The following is a 20,252-nucleotide window of genomic DNA, read 5'->3' as shown; positions in this document are numbered from 1 at the left end:
ATTACTCCTTCTTAAGAGCGCCTTTAGGTCGGTGAGGATGTCAACTTGTCCCCTTGTCTCCCCTACTCCCCTGCTTCTTCCCCAAATTGTTAAGCTGGGTTCCAAGTGCCGTGGAAACTGTGGGGAATAACGCTAGGTAATCCTAGTTTGCAAACTGGTTCTTCATCCAGACGATCGCTATCAAATACCCAAACTTCACTACTATGAGAATTACCATCGTATACAACAGTTAGCACCCAGCCTTGCTCAGGGTTTTGGGCATCTTCGGCGTAGATGGGTTCTGAAGGATAGCGGTTTTCGCCTAAGTCTGCTTCAGTGAGGGTTTCGGTTTTGTAGTCGAAGCGGGCGATCGCACTGAACAATTCTTTATCTGTATTCGTTCTTTGGGGCATTAATAATATGTAAGTATAACGCCAAGGTTGCCCAACTTGCGTAGCTTGCCGCCGTAGGCATGGCTGCACGCTGGGAAATTCACACTTGCGGTTGACAACTTCCTGTATTGCTGTCACTTTACCAGTTTGAGGATTGAGGCGCACTTGCCACAATGTTCCTTTACTTACTGTGTGCGTCTCACCAGTTGCAAATTCTCTGAGATACTCATTAGTTTGGTGAAAATCTGCATATCGTACCATATCCAGAATCACGGAACCGTGTTCATCTTCATAGCCATTGCCAAAATGCCAATTAAACCAGGCATCGGTTTCACCACGACTCACTAAAGATAAGTTTTCGCGATCGAAGATTAACACCTGGGTTCCTAATTTAGGTTCCCATAACAGAGATTCACTAAAGGTAGTCAGACCAAGAATGACTGATAGTGTTTTCATCCGCATCGGTGGCATGAAAAACACCAGATACCTTTGAGTTAAAACAAAATCATGTATTATAGAGCAGCGATCTAGCTTAAAAGCAGTTTTTTGGATGATTTTGCCAGTAGCATCACTTTTGTAGAGATTCAGTTGTACAGAACTTCCGATACTGATTCCAAAGTTAAAAATCTCGCCTGTTTGTGCATCACGCTTGTAATGAGCAGAATAAGGTAATCCGTTATCCAAAGCACCTAAATCATCCAATCCCTTCGTTTCTAAAGTTTGCAAATCAAGGGCGTAGGGATTGGTTGGTTCCCATAAAGCCAATAATTTATCAGGTAATGCCAACACTGAGGTATTCGCTGCATTCTTCATCTGTTGGCCCCAGCGCTTCCAGATGGGGCCTGGCGTATGCATCCCATAGACACCATAAAGAAACCTATCCGCTTGAGTTTCAGCTAGATATTCTGCTGTTTGCACATAGCGATAGACTCCGGTAGCTCCTGCATCTGTGAAATGAACGCCGAGAATTGCCCCGTCTCCATCAAACCAGTGTCCGACACGAGCGCCACCGCGTTCTAGGCGTGCAGGACCATTGCGGTAAAGAGTGCCACGCAAGCCATCTGGAATTTTGCCAGAAATAATTGACAGTTGAGTAAGGGGAAATTCTTTTGCTTGGTTCTGCGATCGCACCAGCCCAAGAATTATTTATTGACTTTTTGGTAATAGTATGCATACTAAAACTTCTGGAAATATTGATAATGTAGACAATTGCATTTTTACATTGTTGCAATTTTTTAAAGATGCAAAAAATGGAGTAAGCATTGTTGATTTATCAGGAAAGTCTCTTTTCTCCCACCCTTGCCCCTCTGCCCCCCTGCTCCTCTGCCTCCTTCTCACTACTCTGGTAAAAAATGCTGAAACTATTAAGATTAGAAGCATCTGCCTACTGAATACTTACTAAACCTTCCCAGCCATGCCTCTGTCACGCATAGTAACGCTGATTGTCGGTCTGATCGTCATTTTGGGGCTAGCCCTATGGCTAATTGATTCCCTATCACGCCTCTATTGGCAATTATCCTATTCGCCGTTGCTAGGCAATTTGCTGCTGTTGCTGCTGATTATCCTGATTGGAGCCTTGGTTGCCGCTTTTGTTTATTATGTATTGGTGATTAGATCCGGGGAAAAGCGATCGCGCCGTAACCCGAAGCGAGCGACTGCGGCACAAATTCCGGCTGCTAAATCTGATGCTGCTTCTACAACTCTCCAGGCTGTGCGGCAACAGGTAGCGCAAATTCAAGATGAAGTCACACGCCAAGCTTTATTAAGTCGCTCGCGAGAAATTGAAGCCAACCTCGCACGGGGTGAAATTCAAGTAGTGGTATTTGGTACGGGGAGTGCTGGCAAAACTTCCCTAGTTAATGCGATTATGGGACGCATGGTCGGTCAGGTGGATGCACCGATGGGTACAACTCAGGTTGGAGAAACCTATTGTCTGCGGTTGAAGGGATTAGAACGCAAGATTTTAATTACGGATACGCCGGGGATTTTAGAAGCAGGGGTGGCGGGAACGGAACGGGAACAAATGGCGCGAGAATTGGCGACAGAAGCAGATTTACTGTTGTTTGTAGTAGATAATGATTTACGACGCTCAGAATATGAGCCGTTGCGGGGGTTGGCAGAAATTGGGAAGCGATCGCTCCTAGTTCTCAACAAAACTGATTTATATACAGATGAAGATAAAGAATCCATCCTTGCGAGATTGCGTCAACGGGTACGGGGATTTATTGCTACTAATGATGTGGTAGCGATCGCTGCTAATCCCCAATCTGCACAACTAGAAACTGGCGAAACCTTCCAACCTGAACCCGATATTGTGCCTTTGCTGCGGCGCACGGCTGCTGTTTTACGAGCCGAGGGTGAAGATTTGGTGGCGGATAATATTCTTTTGCAATCTCTGCGATTGGGAGACGAAGCGCGAAAACTCATTGATGGGCAGCGTCGCCGTCAAGCTGACAAAATCGTAGAACGGTTTCAATGGATTGGTGCTGGTGTGGTATCAGTTACGCCGATACCAGTTGTAGATTTATTGGCGACAGCCGCAGTCAACGCTCAAATGGTTGTGGAAATTGGCAGAGTGTATGGCTGTGAATTGAATATGGAACGGGGACGAGAATTAGCTCTTTCTTTAGCGAAAACCATCGCCAGTTTGGGCATTGTTAAAGGAGCAATTCAATTATTATCTACAGCCTTGCAACTCAATGTTGCCACCTTCATTATTGGTAGAGCAATTCAAGGTGTGACAGCAGCTTATTTAACGCGAATAGCTGGTAAAAGTTTCATTGAATATTTTCGTCATGACCAAGATTGGGGTGATGGTGGAATGACGGAAGTTGTACAGCGACAGTTTCAAATTAATCGCAGAGATGAATTTATTAAAGCTTTTATTCAGGAAGCGATCGCACGGGTAGTGAAGCCATTACAAGATAAATCTGAGGTGGTTGAACATGATGAAGAATTAAATAATTGAAAATTCAAAAATAAATGTGCTTACTGTTAAGCAGTCCCAAATCATTTAGCCATCGCACGCAACACCTGCCCAACTTCTTCTGTTTCATCTCTAGCAAGCTTTTTGCCGTTTTATAACCGTCGAACTCACGTTAAATTATGCTCCTGTGCTTTCCAGCGAGTCAAGCTGCTATTTGTGCGATCGCCTCAGCAAGCCCTAATTATTCATGTCATATCATGTCCGGTTAAAGACTTATCATTAAAACCGCAGAGGGGAGGGATTTTTGGGTTTTCTGCATAGATTTGGGAATTATAACTAATTAGCCGGACATGATATCATAAGGCGACAGTTGTCTCCCTGTTCCCCTCTTAGGAGGCTTTGGGTTTGATGAACTTGAGGGTCATGCGATCGCTCTCTCCAATGATCAGAAAGCGTTGCCGATCTTTTTGACCTTGGCTCAAGGTTGGAGGTAGTGTCCAAACTCCGCCCGGATAGTCCTTGGTATCTTTTGGGTTGGCATTAATCTCTGATTTACCTACCAATTTAAAGCCAGCTTTCTCCACAGCAGCAATTACCCCATCTTCAGACATATAGCCAGTTTTAATACTCTCTTCTAAAGAAGTCCCCTCAAGGGCGCGGTGTTCTTCCACTCCCAAGATGCCCCCTGGCTTGAGTGCTTTATAAGCCGCCGCATAAACCTGCTCGTCATAGCCAGCTTTGACCCAGTTGTGAATATTACGGAAGGTAACAACTATATCCACAGAGTTATCTGGGGCTAGGGTAAGTTCATTTGGGGGATTGATTTGGGCGACTTTGACCTTACCAAAAACCTCTCGATTAGCTGCCAGCTTCTCTTGGAAAGCCAAAGCGGGTTTACTCATGCTGGCAGTCAAGTTAGTAACTATGAGTTGTCCCTTAGACGCTAGAAATGGGGCTAATATCTCAGTATACCAGCCGCTCCCTGGCTACAATTCAACTACAGTCATATTTGGGCGCAGACCGAAGAATTCGAGGGTCTGGGCTGGGTGGCGGTACTTATCTCGGTCACGATTTGCAATGGAGCGATGACTGCTGGTGAGTATGGTTTGGAACGTGGTTGTGCTGTTAAATGTTGCTTTTTTACTCTCGTTGGCTAGAACAGTTGGGGGCATTACGGATGCTAATACAAGGATTGCTAGAGTCAGGGCTTTTAGTAAGCCTTTGCGGTGGGTAAGATTTTGTGCAAATTTCATAACTGTTGTTTTTACTTTCCGCTTTAGCATAGGGCAAATAGCGTTCTCATAAATGGATGCGGTGGCGTACCCGTTGTAGGTATTACTCTCCCGTTTTCCTAGTGACCTGCAATCATCGGTTTGAGCCAAGATTAAGGTTCTTGGCAACTTTTGGTGATCTTGGTTGGGGTAAGGCAGAAGGNCAGAGGAAAGAAAAATTCCCACAATTGAAGCTTTGCTTGGATTATAGAACATCTGCATCCCAAGAAAGCCGTGAGCATGCCTGCGGCCGCCCCTTGAAGTCACAAATCCCACGCCCGGATAAGAAAACGTTTTAAAACTTTCTACCTTAAAGTACGTAACCTTTCATCATCACCAAAATCTGACAATAACCAAGATTAATTGCAACTATAAAAGTCAAAAAAACGAACGTTTTCTTAACTGTTTCAGCGGACAGTTCAACATACCTATACACCTGATTACTTGATGTGTAATATCCAGTCATACCAATTGGAAGAAATACGGAATTTTGCAGTCTAATTCCCCTAATAGTGGTAGTATTTTCACTAATCACAGTGTAATTGCCTATTTGAAGATGTTTTTTCTGTCTAATCATCCGAATTAGCGGTATTAGACTGATAAAAACAGTCTCATAAATAGTTTGCCTACTACAAAATCTGACTGGTGGGAAATCCTATATTTATCCCTGCCAGAGCAGCACTTTGTTGCAACTGATAGCTGACAGCAGCCAAGAGAGCTAACCGCTATGTGAAGCGGTTGTGCTTGCTTGAGCTTGTCTTTAAGCTTTTGTGTCATGCCCCAAGTGGGGGAATCTCAATTTTTAGTTGTTAGAGCGAGGTAAGGAAAATGCAAAATAAATCTACTCAAATGAAGAATATTTTCAAGGTACTGGCGGTAATTCTGGTCATATTTGGTATCTACACTGCTCAGTCTGCTATGGCCTATAGCGCTCAGACTTTCACAAAGGCCAGTCTTGAGGGAAATTATGCCTATGTCAACAACAGTGCTAATGTTGCCAGCTTAGGGCCGATAACCTTCGATGGAAAAGGTGGACTAACTGTAGACCTCATAGCGAACTTACCGTGTGCCAATCCGATTCCTAATTGTTCCAGAAGCATTAACGATCTTCCCCCGGTGACGAATGGAACTTATTCGGTGGCCACAAATGGTACTGGTGTTGCTACGATCCCTTTCTCTACTGGCACGGTGACATATAATTTTATAATCTCCGAAACTCAGAAAAAAGGAAGAATACTCCTGGCAACCCAGGTTTTTGCGATTGGTCAAAAAGGAGGATTGGCTGGGCAGTTAATCGCTCCCACATGGAGTCGAGTATCAGACTAAGGATGAAGCAAGGATAGCCGAGTAGAGTGAGCAAGACTGAAACCTTGTCCACTCTATTTTTGTAACACTGATATAAGCTGTTGCGTATTTAATTTGTATATGCGATGCGGGCAAGATGCCCGCACTACAATAATTTTACGTTTTTGTGTTATACAATTTAGCTGCACATCAGCTTTTTACTACGCAAAAATACTTAAAAAAATTAGCTTGTATTTAAAGTATCAAAATTCTGGTTATTTATTTCTAAAGTATTCCGGAAACAGGAGGGAATGTCAGAAAAACTAGATAAAAGGACTTACTGAGTAACCAGGTCATGACCCACCACATAATCGGTAAATTACTACAAGGGCGTTACCAAGTTGTCCAAAGCCTCGGTGCAGGGGTGTTTGGACAAACATACATTGCTGTAGACGTAGATTATCCAGAGAATCCTAAATGCGTTATTAAGCAGATTAAAGTTAGCAGCTCCGAATCCGGCTACTTGGATATGTTGAGGTTACTGTTTCTGACTGAAACTGAAACCCTCAAGCTTCTGGGAAGCCATAACCAAATTCCTGAATTTATCGCCTGTTTTGAAGAAAACGAGCGATTTTATATAGTGCAAGAGTGTATTGAAGGACATGCGCTGACTGCGGAATTGCCCATCGAGCAACATTTCGGGTGTCTGTGGAGTGAAAGCGAAGTTGTAGAATTTTTGATAGATGTCTTAGGTATTCTAGAATTTGTTCACTCTCAAGGTGTGATCCATTGCGATATCAAACCGGAAAACTTGATCAGACGTACTGTTGATAACAAGTTAGTTCTGATTGACTTTGGCTCAATCCAGTCGATCGATTTTGGCATAGGTGCAGAATTGCCCATTTATAGAATTCCCGTCACTTCATTGGGATACATACCGCCAGAACAATTTATTGGTCAAACACAGCCCAACAGTGATATTTATGCTTTGGGTATGATTGCTATCCAAGCTTTAACAGGGCTAGAACCACTACAATTAAAAACCGATCCTTCTACTAATGAAATTTTTTGGCGTTCTCAAAACACGCCAGTTAACGATTATTTAGCTGCTGTTCTCAGCCAAATGATCCGTTATAATCACCAAGACCGCTTTCAGTCTGCGGGTGAAGTACTGCGGGTACTCAAACAAATAATTTGGGAACCTCTGCTATCAGAAACATTAGAGGAAGATTCTCAATTTTCCCTAGAAGTAGCAAAAAATCCTGCGTCTGGAAAATCATCGCCATTCTTAACAGGAATGAAAGTAGGATTGGCAGCTAATTCTTTATTGATGGGATTTGGTGTATATTCTTTAGTTAATACTGCACCTGCATATTCAGAAACAGATACTTTATTTAAAGCAAAAAAAGAATATCAAGCAGGAGATTTAGAAGAAGCGATCGCACTTGCTAAATCAATTCCTTCCCACAGCAATGTTTATCCAGAAGCACAAGCCACAATCGAAGAGTGGCAAGAGCAATGGCAAGTAGCTGCACAGCAATACGAAATAGCACAACTAGCTTTTCAGGAGAGCAGATGGTCAGATGTTCTTCATGCTGCTGCGAAAGTTCCCAAGATTTTATATTGGCAATCTAAAACAGATAAAATAGTTCAGAAAGCATCTGTAAACATTGAAGCACAAACGCAAGATTTATTAACAAAAGCTTACGAAAGAGCAGGTGAAAAAGATTTTTCTGCTGCGTTACAATATCTGCGTCAAATTCCTCAAGAAAGTCGTGCGGGTGCTTTAGTTCAAGACAAGTTAGCTGAATATAATCGCAAGCGGCAGATCAGAGCGCCTACTTTTTACAGAAAGCCTATAAAAAAGCATCTATTGGTGATTTCGATCGTGCCGTCAAATTTCTTAGAAATATTCCCCAAGATACTCTAGTTTATGCTCAAGCTCAAGTCAAATTGAATGAGTATACTCAAAAACAACGCGTGGTAGCTGACTATCAAAGGATAGCTTCTGCAAAAAGAACAAATTTATTCGTCCCTAAAAGCTCAGTTACTAAGGTTGAATATCTTCAAGGAGTAAATTACCTTCAAGAGGTTAATATTCGGTAGGTTTCGTAGATGAGTTATAAGCAAGAAGCTTAAGGTCAGCGAATTCATAATTTGGATCGGAGTTCTGAGTCAGAGAACCTAAACCACTTGATAAATTCACTATTCGCCCTGCTTTTGATTTCTTTAAAAGTGGCAACAACGCTTTTGTAACTGCAAACACTCCAAATACATTCGTTTCATAAGTATGTCGTAGTGTTTCAATATCAACTTGACTAGGCAAAAGGCGTAGTTTACCGCCGTAGGCATCGCCATCACTTATTATTCCAGCATTGTTCACAAGGAAGGATATCAAGTTTTCCGAATTCGCTCTCGATTTGTTTAGCCGCAGAGTCGGTAATTACGAATTACGAATTACGAATTATTTTAAGAGTGGTTGGCTGTCGTGTTTGCACCAGTAGTAATTCACACCTCAGATAGCTGTTGAGATAATTTTTGCAGCGTAAAGTAACAATTGACTCAGAAATTCTTGAAGAAGGTAGATATGCAAACCAAACAGCTTGGCAATTCGGAGCTTAACATTACCCCAATCGGCTTTGGTGCTTGGGCAATTGGTGGAGGTGGATGGGCTTTTGGTTGGGGAGAGCAAGATGACCAGGAATCGATCGCTGCGATCAATCGCGCTCTTGATCTTGGCGTTAATTGGATTGACACCGCAGCTATTTATGGTTTAGGGCATTCTGAAGAGGTTGTTGCTAAAGCGCTCAAAGGTCGATCTAGTCGCCCCTATGTTTTCACTAAATGCTCAATGATCTGGGATGAAAAGGGCGAAATTAGTCGCAGTCTCAAAGCGGATTCTGTGCGGCGGGAGGTTGAAGCCAGTCTGCGCCGACTCAACATTGAAACCATCGACCTCTACCAAATCCACTGGCCTAACCCTGATTCAGACATCGAAGAAGGCTGGACAACTTTGGCCAAGCTCAAAGATGAGGGTAAGGTTCGCTATATTGGAGTTTCCAATTTCAATGTCGAACAGTTGAAACGTATCCAGGAGATTGCACCAGTTACGTCATTGCAACCGCCTTATTCACTGGTGAAGCGTGATGTCGAAAAGGAAATTCTGCCTTTTGCTTTGGAAAATAATATAGGTGTGATTGTGTATTCACCTATGCAATCTGGTTTGCTTACAGGAAAGATGACACCTGAGCGGGTTGCTAATTTCCCAGATGATGATTGGCGCAAAAATAGTAGTGAATTTCAGGAGCCACGTCTATCTCGTAACCTGAAGTTAGTTGAGGTGTTACAACACATTGGTAAACAACACGATCGCTCCCCAGGTGAAGTTGCGATCGCTTGGACTTTAAATAATCCGGCGGTGACTGCGGCGATCGTTGGCGGACGCAATCCTAAGCAGGTGGAAGGAATCATTGGTGCTGGAGACTTTCGCCTCAATCAGCAAGAACTAAATGATATTGATACTTTCCTGCGCGAGAATCCATAAAATCTCTGGTGGAAAACCTCATAAACCCCACGGCTTTAGGGACTTCCAAATCAAAAAATATCCAACTATTTCTTGGAAATCCCTTAGTCGGGGGTTTATTCATACTTTTATTTTGTCGCTACACCGATAATATGAGGACTAACAATTGGTAATTGCGCATCAAATCGCTCATAATGGATGCTACTAAAACCAGCATTTCCTAATGCTATCCAAGTTTCTCTATCTGGATGACAACCGTCACCTATCACTTTCCAAATCGGACTAACTGTGTTTTGGATTTGTCGCAATAAACTTCCTTGAGGTGCGGCAACATGTTCAATAAATAAAAAGCGTCCACCTGGTTTAAGTACTCTTAAAATTGCCTGCAATGTATAATCTATATTTGGCACTGAACACAAAACCAATGTACTAACAACAGTATCTATACTGTTATCTTCAGCATCTAACCATTCAGCATTACCAATGCGGAGGTCGATATTTAAACCCAGTTTTTCTGCTTGTCTTTGGAGAGAGGAATGCGTATGTGAGTTTGGCCCGATTCCTATCCAATGGATATCTTTAGGATAGTAGGGTAAGTTAGCGCCTGTTCTGGGACCAATTTCTAACACTTTACCTTGGAGATTAGCAAAAAGAGAACGTTTGCGATCGCTGACAATTCTATCATATTTACTACTATTTGAAGTCATCATCCAGGCAAAAAAATGTTTACCAAGGTTTGCAAAAATATTATTTTTTGAATCTCCAATAATTTGGTTTACAGTCATTATCTACTTCCTAATTTTTGAGCCGAGAAATTGGGGTGCTAAACAACTATTTGATAGCCTCAAGGTACAATATTTCGTGTTTGTTGTACCTCACCCATTAGACTCACCTGATAGGATGAATTTAATAACCTATTACGCGTAGCAGACTGACCGTAAGATATCACAGAAATGACAAAAGGATAGAGGCGTTTATATATACGATGATGAACCATCGCTATTAATATATCTTCAGTATTTCGCCCTTCAGAACGAGCTTATTTAATGCACTATACTTTCCGTATTAGTAATAATGAAATTGCTGCCAAAGATGTTCCATCCATACCTAATATCTAGTGATCGCCCCCACTGGTCGCATGATGGACATTAGACCTCTTGCAAAAATATGTTTTTGCACTCTTAGGGAAAAGGGTAAAGGTTAAAGGGAAAGGATTTTGAGTTTCTTTACCCTTTTCCCCGACAAATGCCAAGAAGTCTATTAATGGCTAGGAGGAACCGCATATATGCAACGCCGAATTCAGGAGTGGAGCAAGAAAAGCTCCGCCAAGGCTCCAGAATAACTCTTAGTGGGGGATTTTTATTTGCGTCTCCCAATCTCTGCATATTTTTTGAGTACGGTAAACCGTATTTGCTCGTTAGTTCACAAAGATTAATTAAATTGTTAAGTTTAGTTACATAAATAAGTAAAAAAATGCTGCGAACATCGCTAAATGGGAGAAATTATGAGAAACGGTAGTATACTTAAAGATCGAGACAAGCTCAACAACTTTGCCTTATCGTTAGCGAGTCTTAGGGCTAACGAGCATCATGAGCCTTACAGCCCGTCGTAGACATTGCTCAGATGCGAATATACCAGCATTTTTGANNNGTCTTTAATCAAGTTTATCAGAGCGTTAAGGGAAACAAGGAACAGAGGAAGCAGAGAAGCAGGGAGCAGGGGAGCAGAGGGGAAGTTGTAGTAAGTCTTTCCCCTCTGCCCCTCCACACGCCTGCCTATTGTCCCATGCCCAATTTTCAAGTTAGTTTTCATTATTTAAGGATCGGTAACATCTATGGGAATTAAAGAACAGCCTAAGTCACCTCGGTTTCGGATCGTTGCTAATATATTACTGGCAGTATCCGGCTTATTCCTGCTCCTAAATTTATTTTTGCCTGGTTTATTTGCTTCCGGCCCTGCTGGTGTTCCCTATAGCCTATTTATTCATCAAGTACAGGAAGGGGAAGTTAGCCGTGTTTCTGTTGGTCAAAACCAGATTATTTACCAACTAAAAACAGAAAATTCCGAGCCGGGCCAGGTGTTTGCAACTACACCAATCTTTGATTTAGAGTTACCCAAACTGCTAGAAGAAAAGGGAGTTGAGTTCGCTGCTACACCGCCACCCAAAAATACTTGGTTTACAACCCTCTTGAGTTGGGTGATTCCACCACTGATTTTTATTGGTATTTGGCAGTTCTTTCTCGCTCGTGGTGGTGGTGGCGGTGGCCCCCAAGGTGCGCTTTCCATTGGTAAGAGCAAAGCTAAGGTTTACGTTGAAGGCGAATCTGCTAAAATCACCTTTGCAGATGTGGCTGGGGTAGAAGAAGCGAAAACTGAGTTGGTGGAAATTGTGGATTTCCTCAAGACTCCAGCACGCTTTACGCAAATCGGCGCTAGGATTCCCAAAGGTGTGTTGTTAGTTGGCCCTCCGGGTACTGGTAAGACACTTTTAGCGAAAGCCGTAGCAGGAGAAGCAGGAGTTCCATTTTTCAGCATCTCTGGTTCTGAGTTTGTGGAATTGTTTGTCGGTGTAGGTTCTTCCAGAGTGCGGGATTTGTTTGAACAAGCCAAAAAACAAGCTCCCTGTATTGTATTCATTGATGAATTAGATGCAATTGGTAAGTCTCGTAGCAGTAACGGCTTCTACGGTGGTAACGATGAGCGCGAACAAACCCTTAACCAATTACTAACTGAGATGGATGGGTTTGCAGCTGGGGATGCAACAGTGATTGTCCTCGCAGCTACCAACCGCCCCGAAACCCTAGACCCGGCATTGCTGCGTCCAGGCCGTTTCGACCGTCAAGTATTGGTAGACCGTCCCGATTTATCTGGTCGTGAAGCAATTCTCAAGATTCACGCTCAAAAGGTAAAATTAGGAGATGATGTAAATTTAAAAGCGATCGCTACTCGTACCCCCGGTTTTGCTGGCGCAGATTTGGCAAACTTGGTAAACGAAGCCGCATTATTAGCAGCGCGCAATCTCCGTGAAAGTGTTGCTCAAGAAGACTTTGCTGAAGCAATTGAGCGGGTAGTCGCCGGTTTAGAGAAGAAGAGTCGTGTGATGAACGAGACTGAGAAAAAGATTGTTGCATACCATGAAGTGGGTCACGCAATGGTCGGGGCGCTCACAACAGGAAACGGTCGTGTAGAAAAGATTTCGATTATTCCTCGTGGGATGGCAGCTTTGGGCTACACTCTGCAATTACCAACTGAAGACCGCTTTTTAATGAATGAACACGAACTGCGGGGTCAGATTGCAACTTTGTTGGGTGGACGTTCCGCTGAAGAGATTGTGTTTAACAGTATTACCACAGGTGCTTCCAACGATTTGCAACGAGCAACTGACTTGGCAGAACGGATGGTAACAGCTTATGGTATGAGCAAAGTCTTAGGGCCATTAGCTTACCAACAAGGACAACAAGCAGCATTCCTGGGTAATGGTGGTGCTAATCCCCGGCGGGCAGTAAGTGAAGACACATCCAAAGCCATTGATAGAGAAGTCAAGGAAATCGTGGAAACAGCCCACGAACAAGCCCTAGAGATTCTCAGACAGAATCGAGACTTGCTAGAAGCGATCGCTACTCAACTCTTAGAAACAGAGGTCATTGAAGGCGAAAAATTGCACGATTTGTTGAGTCAAGTTAAACCCGTAACTCATTCGTAATACAACTCTTGGAGAGGCTGCGCCCGAAGCGTAGCTATGCCGCAGGCTTTACGGCTACGCGGTAGTTGAATCTCGACTTCGCTCGATTACCGCGCAGTCGAAACTCAGTACAAGTTCGTAATTCGTAATTCATACATAGAGGGACGCAGAAGATAACTTTGCGTCCCTCTGCGTTAAACCTCTGCGTTCCTCTGCGTTTCAGAAATTCCACTCACCGCAATGCAAACACCAGCCAGGAAAAATGCTAATCCACCTCCAACAGCACCAAAAAAAGGTGTTATCTGTTGCGGTTGGGGAAATATAACGCCAAACAAACTCATCGCTAAAGCAAACCCACCAAAATACATCCCAATTCCTAATCCCGCCCAGCGCTGGGGTACTAATCCTAAAGCAAAAGGAATTGCGCCGTTGACAATTAAACTAAAGCTCGCAACGATTACTACAATTATCGGAATTTGTGCGCCCAGAGATATCATTATCAATAACGAAGGAATGATTGCACAGATTCCACAAAGCATGGCTTGACTATTACCAATTTTGACGGCGAAGATTCCTGCTGGTATGCTGGCAATTGCGATCGCTAATCCAATCCACACCATTTGCACATCAATATTATCAGTATTCAGTTGGGCTTTCAGCACTTTACCCAAGACATCCATGAGAAAACGGATACCCCACGCTACACCGAAACCAGTTCCTAAAATCAACGCCAATTTCTGTAAGGGCAACTTTACTATTTCTGCTTGGTGTCTATCCACTGGTGCTTCTGGAGGATTGACTAACCGCAACACAGCCGCCGCCCCCAGCATCACAAAAGAACCGAGCGCAAAGGTATAAACTGGCCCTAAGCTCAAAATAAACTTGTAGCTTATCGGTCTAAAAGCCCCAATCGCACCGCCTACCAAAGTGACAAAACTTACTGCTAGAGGTAACTGGGATGGTGTCGAATACATTCCTAATAGGCACATGACTGGAGAGCGAAATATTGTCATTGCCAATGCCCAGGCTACCAATACTATAGGTAAGAGCGATCGCATCACGGTAGTGGGCGGGATCAAACTTACAACGCATGGTATGGCAATAAACAAAGCCGATGCCAGAATCATACCTACTGAGATAAAAGGAAACCGAGTTCCTACCCAGCGTCTAGCTTGGTCTGAAAGTCCACCCATCACTGGTTCCAGCACCGCACCTAAAGCATTTTCGACTAGCACCAAACCAACTGCCAATGAGGCCGGAAAACCAAACTGAGTCAAAAGTTGCGGCAAATAAATATTATAAATTAACCACGAGAGGGTAATTGCTCCCTGCACCGCTGCCAACACCCAAACTTGCACCCATAAAATATTGAAATGAGATTTCGAGATAGTCAAGTCGCTTCGCTCCAATTAAAAATTAAAAATTAAAAATTATTAATTAAAAATTTCAAGACGTTCTCTACGAGACGCTGCGCCTAGCTTGCTTCTTTGCAGGAGTACGTGGCCTCGCTAACATTACGCTATCTATCATTGTTAGCTCTGTACCAAAATTAATTAATTAAAAATAGAATAATTTTTAACTTTTAATTCTAAAAACGTCATCAGCAGATGGGAAGTGGGGATTTAAACTGCAAACTCGCTCTGCTCACGGCAGAAGAAGAGGGGAAAGGGAAAAGGTTAAAGGGAAAAGGACAGATATTCTCCTTTCCCCTTTCACCCTTCCCCTTTAACCCTTCCTTGTGCCTTCTGCCTCCTGCCTCTCTTGTTAATACTCCGGAACTGACGTATCGATTTCTTTACTCCAAGCGGTAATTCCGCCTTTGACATTCGTCCCGACAATCCCGGCTTCCTTGAGAATAGCTAGGGCTTTTGCCGATCGCCCGCCCATCTTACAATGAGCAATTAAGCGGTGGCCGTTCAATATTTCCTTCACCTTAGCAACACCATTCCCATTTTCAATGTCTGGTAAAGGAACCAACACTGAACCCGGAATCTTGGCAATGTCGTACTCGTGGGGGTTGCGAACATCTAGCAGTACAAAATCCTTCGCACCGCTATCCAACAATTCCTTCAAATCCTTGACAGTCATTTCTTGACTTTCCATCTGCTGTTTTGCCTCCTCTGCCTTAGCTTGTGGAATCCCGCAGAATTCTTCGTAGTCTATCAGCTTTTCAATTACTGGGCGAATCGGGTTCGGACGGAGCTTTAACTCCCGAAATTTCATATCCAAGGCGTTGTATAGCAGCAATCGCCCGCTAAGAGTGTTGCCTTGTCCGAGAATGATTTTAACAGTTTCGGTTGCTTGGATTAAACCAATAATTCCTGGCAAAATTCCTAAGACGCCACCTTCTGCACAAGAAGGAACCATCCCTGGTGGTGGTGGTTCTGGGAAAAGGTCACGATAATTTGGCCCACCTTCGTAATTAAATACACTAGCTTGCCCTTCAAAGCGTAAAATTGAACCGTAGACGTTGGGCTTATTCAGCAATACGCAGGCGTCGTTAACTAGATATCTGGTGGGGAAGTTATCAGTACCATCCACTACGATATCGTAAGGTTGAATCAGTTCTAGGGCGTTTTCGGAAGTCAGACGAGTTTCGTATAAATCAACCTGACAATAGGGGTTAATCTCGTGAATGCGGTTTTTTGCCGATTCAATCTTGGGTTTACCCACCCAGGATGTCCCGTGAATTACTTGGCGTTGCAGATTAGAAGTATCGACAACATCAAAATCGACAATCCCGATGCGTCCAACACCCGCCGCCGCCAAATATAAAAGTAATGGTGAACCGAGTCCACCTGTACCGATACACATTACACTAGCGGCTTTCAGGCGCTTCTGTCCTTCTAGTCCTACTTCCGGTAAAATCAGGTGTCGGGAGTAGCGTTCGTAATCGTCTTTGGTCAACTGGATTTCGTCCAGATTGGGATTGAGCATAGCAGTTATGATGTGGGAAAGCGGAATATTAATCCTATCGAAAAACTGGATCTTATATAGAGATAGGAGTGGTAAAGACGAATTTTCATTTGTGGTGGCGGCGAAAACCGCGATGAATGACTGTCTTTAAACCAAGTCAGTTATTTTATATTTTCAATTGCCTCTATTTGAAACTGATGAGTATCATCAAGGCTCCAACTTTTTAGTTCTCCAGCTTTGCCGTTTTGGACGGAAACTATTATATACGAGTATCCCTGCCAAGCGTATAGGCGATCGCATTCTGAGGGTATAGCAGGATGATCTGGATGGGAGTGAAAAATGCCGATAATATTCAATGAGCGATCGCGAGCTTCCCTTTGTGTTTTTAACATAACTTCGGGTGCGATCGTATATTGCCGTCTTTTACTTTCTGTTGTGCGTCCCCCTGGAAACTCAGCAGCCGCTTCTGTATTCCAAGCATTTTCTGTTGGCATGACTTTTACCACAGTTTTGCCCTCATTAGCCAGATAGCCCAAAATTATACCACAGCACTCATCTGGGTAGGTGCTTTCGGCATGAGTGCGGATGGTTTGCAAGTGTTTTTGACTAAGTTGGATCATGTCTGCGTTCGGAATTTTAATCGCCTATAGTAAATACCGTCATGCGTGGGCGAGCATTTACCGCAGGCATCACAACTCATTAGCCTTAAAGTAGTAACAACAACTTTTTGTGGAATTGCGATCGCAAGACGATGAATGCTCTAATCAATTTACTGCTTTTTTTGCTGCCGATTCTGAGTAGCTTTTCCCGGATTTCTCACCACACCTCTTAAAGCCTGCGCAAGTGCCGGGGAAAACTAATGAGTAAGAAGTAATAAGTAATAAGTTTTTACTCATTACTCATTACTCATTACTCCTTACTCATTACTCATTACTCCTTACTCATTACTCATTACTCCTTACTCATTACTCATTACTCCTTACTCATTACTTTAAAGCATTGCGTGAAGCACAGGGCTTCTCTACGAGACGCTTCGCGAACAGACCCAAAGATGTGGTGAAAAATGCGATTGTCACTTACCGATATAGCGATCATCCGGCAAAAGTATTAGCCAAAATCTCAATTAGTCAGCCAGTTGATAAAGTACTTCCAAAGAAGGATCAACCTTTTTTAATATTGTGGCGGGATAATTTTGACAGCGATGTCTCGATTAAGTTGTACGATGGGAACAAACTTATCCAAAACATTTCTTCCCGTACTGCTAGCGATGGAGTTTATGAGTGGAAACCACCTATTTCCGTAAAAGAAGGCTATTTTATTCGTATTTTTAGCTGGAAAGACCGGAATATTTTTGGGCAGTTGCAATTGTAATAAAGATTAGCGCTATTTTTAGCGGTGCGGAATGAGAAAATGAAATGGATAACTAGCTAAACGCAAACCTCTCAATAAGGTTGACGGTGTGGCAGGGATCGGAATTGTTATCGTTTCTCACAGTAGACAACTAGCTTTGGGTGTGCGGGAACTCGCCGCGCAGATGGTTCAGAACCAAGTTCCCATTGCTGTTGCAGCAGGTATTGAAGATCCGGAAAATCCATTGGGTACAGATCCGATTCAGGTTTATGAGGCGATCGCTTCTGTTTTTTCTGATGATGGTGTCTTGGTGTTGATGGATTTGGGTAGTGCTTTGCTGAGTGCGGAAATGGCAATCGAGTTTCTGCCAGAAGCACAGCAGGAGAAAGTGTATTTGTGTGAAGCACCTCTAGTAGAAGGCGCGATCGCTGCTGTGGTGGCGGCGGCGGCTGGTAGAGATATTCATCAAGTTATGGCGGAAGCACGCGGGGCACTTCTCGCCAAAGCAACTCAATTGGGTGTAGTTAGTAGGCCGTTGTCTGTTGTCAGCCCAATAACAACCAATATAGAATCCCCAACGCGAGAAATCCGGCTGCTTGTGAGCAATCGCTTAGGATTACACGCCCGCCCCGCCGCCCAGTTTGTGGCAACCGCAGCCCGGTTTCAATCTCAAATTCTGGTACGGAATTTAACGAGAAATACTGAGCTAGTCAGGGGTGACAGTATTAACCAAGTCACAACTTTAGGGGTACGTCAAGGACACGAATTGGTGATTACTGCCACTGGTTCTGATGCAGATGAGGCGCTAGCGGCATTACAGGGATTATTCGCAAATAACTTTGGTGAGGCAGCCCAGTCTTATTGTTCCAACAAAGAGGGACTGCCGAACCCGGAGAGTGAAGATAATGTTACTTTGAATTCTCCACCAGCATTTCACCATGAAGTTACACCAACAACTCACGGCGAACTTTCGGGAATTGCAGCTTCCGCTGGAGTAGCGATCGCACCTGTTGTTCATTATCAACCTACCCACATTTCTATTACGGAATACCACGTAAACGATCCTGATGCAGAGTGGCAACGATTACAGGCAGCGATCAACACTGCCCGACAAGAAATTCAAGCAGTTTTTTCCCAAGCATCTCTGCAAATTGGTGATGCTGAAGCCGCCATCTTTGATGCCCAACTACTATTTTTAGAAGATCCAGTACTGTTGGAAGCGGCTCATCAGCGCATTTTAGACAACCATATAAATGCTGAAGCCGCTTGGCAAGCTGTAGTCGATGAAGTAGCGACTTCCTACCGCGCACTTGAGGATTCTTATCTGCAAGAGCGCGTTGACGATGTTGTGGATGTCGGGCGAAGAGTGCTGCGATTACTAGGTGGGAAGGCTCCGGCTAACCTGCATCTTGAGTCACCCGCCATTTTGGTGGCGACTGATTTAACCCCCTCAGATACCGCTGGACTAGATCCGACAAAGGTGTTGGGTATTTGTACGACTTTAGGCAGTGCCACATCTCACAGCGCAATTATCGCCCGGACATTGGGTATTCCCGCAGTTCTGGGAGTGGATGCCCAGGTGTTGCACTTGGTAGATGGTACACTAATGGCGCTTGATGGTGAAAGTGGCAAAGCTTGGGTAGAACCAGAATCACATATCCTGGATTTACTGGCAGCAAAGCAGTCAGCTTGGCAAACTGCCCAACAGGAAGCACGAGCTACGGCACATCAGCCAGCAATTACTCATGATGGTCGGCAAGTTAGCGTTTTTGCCAACATTGGTAGTATTAGTGATGTGCAAGTTGCGGTGGCTAGCGGTGCAGAAGGGGTGGGACTACTCCGCACAGAGTTTCTTTATCTTGATAGGACAAGTGCCCCCACTGAAGAAGAACAACTAGAAGTGTATCAGGCGATCGCTCAAGTTTTAGATAATCGTCCGCTAATTATTCGTACCCTCGATGTCGGTGGTGATAAGCCGCTTCCCTATATCAGAGTAGGGTTTCCAGAAGCTAACCCTTTTTTGGGTTGGCGGGGAATTCGTTTCTGTTTAGATCGTCCAGAACTCTTCAAAACTCAGTTACGGGCAATTTTGAGGGCTAGTGTGGGACACCAAATTAAGATCATGTTGCCGATGATTGCTACTGTAACTGAAATACGTGCAGCTAAGGTAATTTTGGGTGAAGTGCAAGCTGAATTAACTCAAGCTGGTATCGCATTTGATGCAGCGATGAAAGTGGGGATTATGGTGGAGGTTCCCTCAGCGGTTGCGATCGCCGATCAATTAGCTGCTGAAGTAGACTTCTTTAGTATAGGTACTAACGACCTGAGTCAGTACGTCATGGCTAGCGATCGCACTAATCCCCGCGTGGCAAATTTGGTTGATGCGCTAAATCCAGCCGTGTTACGAATGCTGCAACAAACTGTCCAAGCTGCCCATGCAGCGGGGATTTCGGTAGGATTATGTGGAGAATTGGCAGCAGATACTTTAGCAACACCAATTTTATTAGGTTTAGGGCTGGATGAATTGAGCGTCAATCCCCAAAGTATACCTGGAGTGAAGCAAGCGATCGCTCGCTTAAGTATAGTTGAAAGTGAAGCGATCGCGGCATCAGCATTACAACAAGATTCCGCAAAGGATGTTAGAGAACTAATCTCAACTTCAATTACTCCCCCTGCATAATTAATTTGTAATTAATAATGAAGTTGGGAGAACGTCATTAGGGACTTCCAACTAAAAAAATATCCCATCGCTGTCTAGGCAGGGGAGCATACTTCTCTACGAGAGGCTGCACTTCGACTACGCTCTGTTACCACGCCAACGACTACGCCCTTCGGCTACGCTCAGGACAAGCTCAGTAACCGGGGGGGCAGGGGGCAGGGGGAGAAAGAAAAATATTATCTGAGTAAATTGGATAATTTATTTTCTGGA

The 20,252-nt window shown here is 43.8% G+C and carries 12 protein-coding genes and 2 pseudogenes; 7 read left to right on the top strand and 7 right to left on the bottom strand.

Annotated features, from left to right (window positions below):
* Positions 1 to 89 precede the first annotated feature (89 nt).
* Positions 90 to 1,545 (bottom strand): annotated as a pseudogene (locus tag QUD05_RS19820) (carotenoid oxygenase family protein).
* 240 nt (positions 1,546 to 1,785) lie between these two features.
* Between QUD05_RS19820 and QUD05_RS19815 the strand changes: the two are divergent.
* Positions 1,786 to 3,339: a YcjF family protein gene (locus QUD05_RS19815; RefSeq protein ID WP_289797566.1), complete on the top strand. Its 1,554-nt coding sequence runs from the start codon at positions 1,786 to 1,788 to the stop codon at positions 3,337 to 3,339.
* A gap of 347 nt (positions 3,340 to 3,686) precedes the next feature.
* Here the strand turns inward: QUD05_RS19815 and QUD05_RS19810 are convergent.
* Positions 3,687 to 4,268, bottom strand: a pseudogene (locus QUD05_RS19810) (class I SAM-dependent methyltransferase); the annotation flags it as partial.
* Positions 4,269 to 5,396: 1,128 nt separating this feature from the next.
* On the opposite strand from QUD05_RS19810, the gene QUD05_RS19805 reads away from it, so the two are divergent.
* Together QUD05_RS19805 and QUD05_RS19800 are read left to right on the top strand one after the other, a co-directional pair.
* Positions 5,397 to 5,894, top strand: a complete 498-nt coding sequence (locus tag QUD05_RS19805) for a hypothetical protein (RefSeq protein ID WP_289797565.1) — start codon at positions 5,397 to 5,399, stop codon at positions 5,892 to 5,894.
* 313 nt (positions 5,895 to 6,207) lie between these two features.
* On the top strand, positions 6,208 to 7,782 hold the full coding sequence (locus QUD05_RS19800; RefSeq protein ID WP_502911401.1) for a protein kinase domain-containing protein: 1,575 nt from the start codon (positions 6,208 to 6,210) through the stop codon (positions 7,780 to 7,782).
* Between the two features lie 162 nt (positions 7,783 to 7,944).
* On the opposite strand, the gene QUD05_RS19795 is transcribed toward QUD05_RS19800, so the two are convergent.
* Complete coding sequence (locus QUD05_RS19795) at positions 7,945 to 8,235, bottom strand: SDR family NAD(P)-dependent oxidoreductase (RefSeq protein ID WP_289797564.1); 291 nt, start codon at positions 8,233 to 8,235, stop codon at positions 7,945 to 7,947.
* A gap of 204 nt (positions 8,236 to 8,439) precedes the next feature.
* Between QUD05_RS19795 and QUD05_RS19790 the strand changes: the two genes are divergently transcribed.
* Positions 8,440 to 9,396, top strand: a complete 957-nt coding sequence (locus tag QUD05_RS19790; RefSeq protein ID WP_289797563.1) for an aldo/keto reductase — start codon at positions 8,440 to 8,442, stop codon at positions 9,394 to 9,396.
* A gap of 107 nt (positions 9,397 to 9,503) precedes the next feature.
* Here QUD05_RS19790 and QUD05_RS19785 read toward each other — a convergent pair whose 3' ends face one another.
* Positions 9,504 to 10,160: a class I SAM-dependent methyltransferase gene (locus QUD05_RS19785; protein ID WP_289797562.1), complete on the bottom strand. Its 657-nt coding sequence runs from the start codon at positions 10,158 to 10,160 to the stop codon at positions 9,504 to 9,506.
* Positions 10,161 to 11,209: 1,049 nt separating this feature from the next.
* On the opposite strand from QUD05_RS19785, the gene ftsH4 reads away from it, so the two are divergent.
* Complete coding sequence (gene ftsH4, locus QUD05_RS19780; protein WP_289797561.1) at positions 11,210 to 13,078, top strand: ATP-dependent zinc metalloprotease FtsH4; 1,869 nt, start codon at positions 11,210 to 11,212, stop codon at positions 13,076 to 13,078.
* Between the two features lie 173 nt (positions 13,079 to 13,251).
* On the opposite strand, the gene QUD05_RS19775 is transcribed toward ftsH4, so the two are convergent.
* The 3 genes from QUD05_RS19775 to QUD05_RS19765 all read right to left on the bottom strand — a co-directional run bounded on the left by QUD05_RS19775 (position 13,252) and on the right by QUD05_RS19765 (position 16,593).
* Positions 13,252 to 14,451: an MFS transporter gene (locus QUD05_RS19775; RefSeq protein WP_289797560.1), complete on the bottom strand. Its 1,200-nt coding sequence runs from the start codon at positions 14,449 to 14,451 to the stop codon at positions 13,252 to 13,254.
* Between the two features lie 370 nt (positions 14,452 to 14,821).
* Positions 14,822 to 15,994 (bottom strand): molybdopterin-synthase adenylyltransferase MoeB, encoded by a 1,173-nt coding sequence (gene moeB / locus QUD05_RS19770; protein ID WP_289797559.1) that lies wholly within the window; start codon positions 15,992 to 15,994, stop codon positions 14,822 to 14,824.
* A gap of 140 nt (positions 15,995 to 16,134) precedes the next feature.
* Complete coding sequence (locus tag QUD05_RS19765; RefSeq protein WP_289797558.1) at positions 16,135 to 16,593, bottom strand: M67 family metallopeptidase; 459 nt, start codon at positions 16,591 to 16,593, stop codon at positions 16,135 to 16,137.
* Between the two features lie 433 nt (positions 16,594 to 17,026).
* Between QUD05_RS19765 and QUD05_RS19760 the strand changes: the two genes are divergently transcribed.
* Both QUD05_RS19760 and ptsP read left to right on the top strand, forming a co-directional pair.
* Entirely contained in the window at positions 17,027 to 17,344 is a 318-nt protein-coding gene (locus tag QUD05_RS19760; protein WP_289797557.1) for a hypothetical protein, read from the top strand.
* A gap of 88 nt (positions 17,345 to 17,432) precedes the next feature.
* Complete coding sequence (gene ptsP, locus QUD05_RS19755; RefSeq protein ID WP_289797556.1) at positions 17,433 to 20,003, top strand: phosphoenolpyruvate--protein phosphotransferase; 2,571 nt, start codon at positions 17,433 to 17,435, stop codon at positions 20,001 to 20,003.
* Positions 20,004 to 20,252: the final 249 nt, after the last annotated feature.

Source organism: Nostoc sp. GT001, assembly GCF_030382115.1.
Lineage (GTDB): Bacteria > Cyanobacteriota > Cyanobacteriia > Cyanobacteriales > Nostocaceae > Nostoc.
Note: the sequence above shows the minus strand (reverse complement) of the source record. Positions and strands in the feature narration are given on the sequence as shown.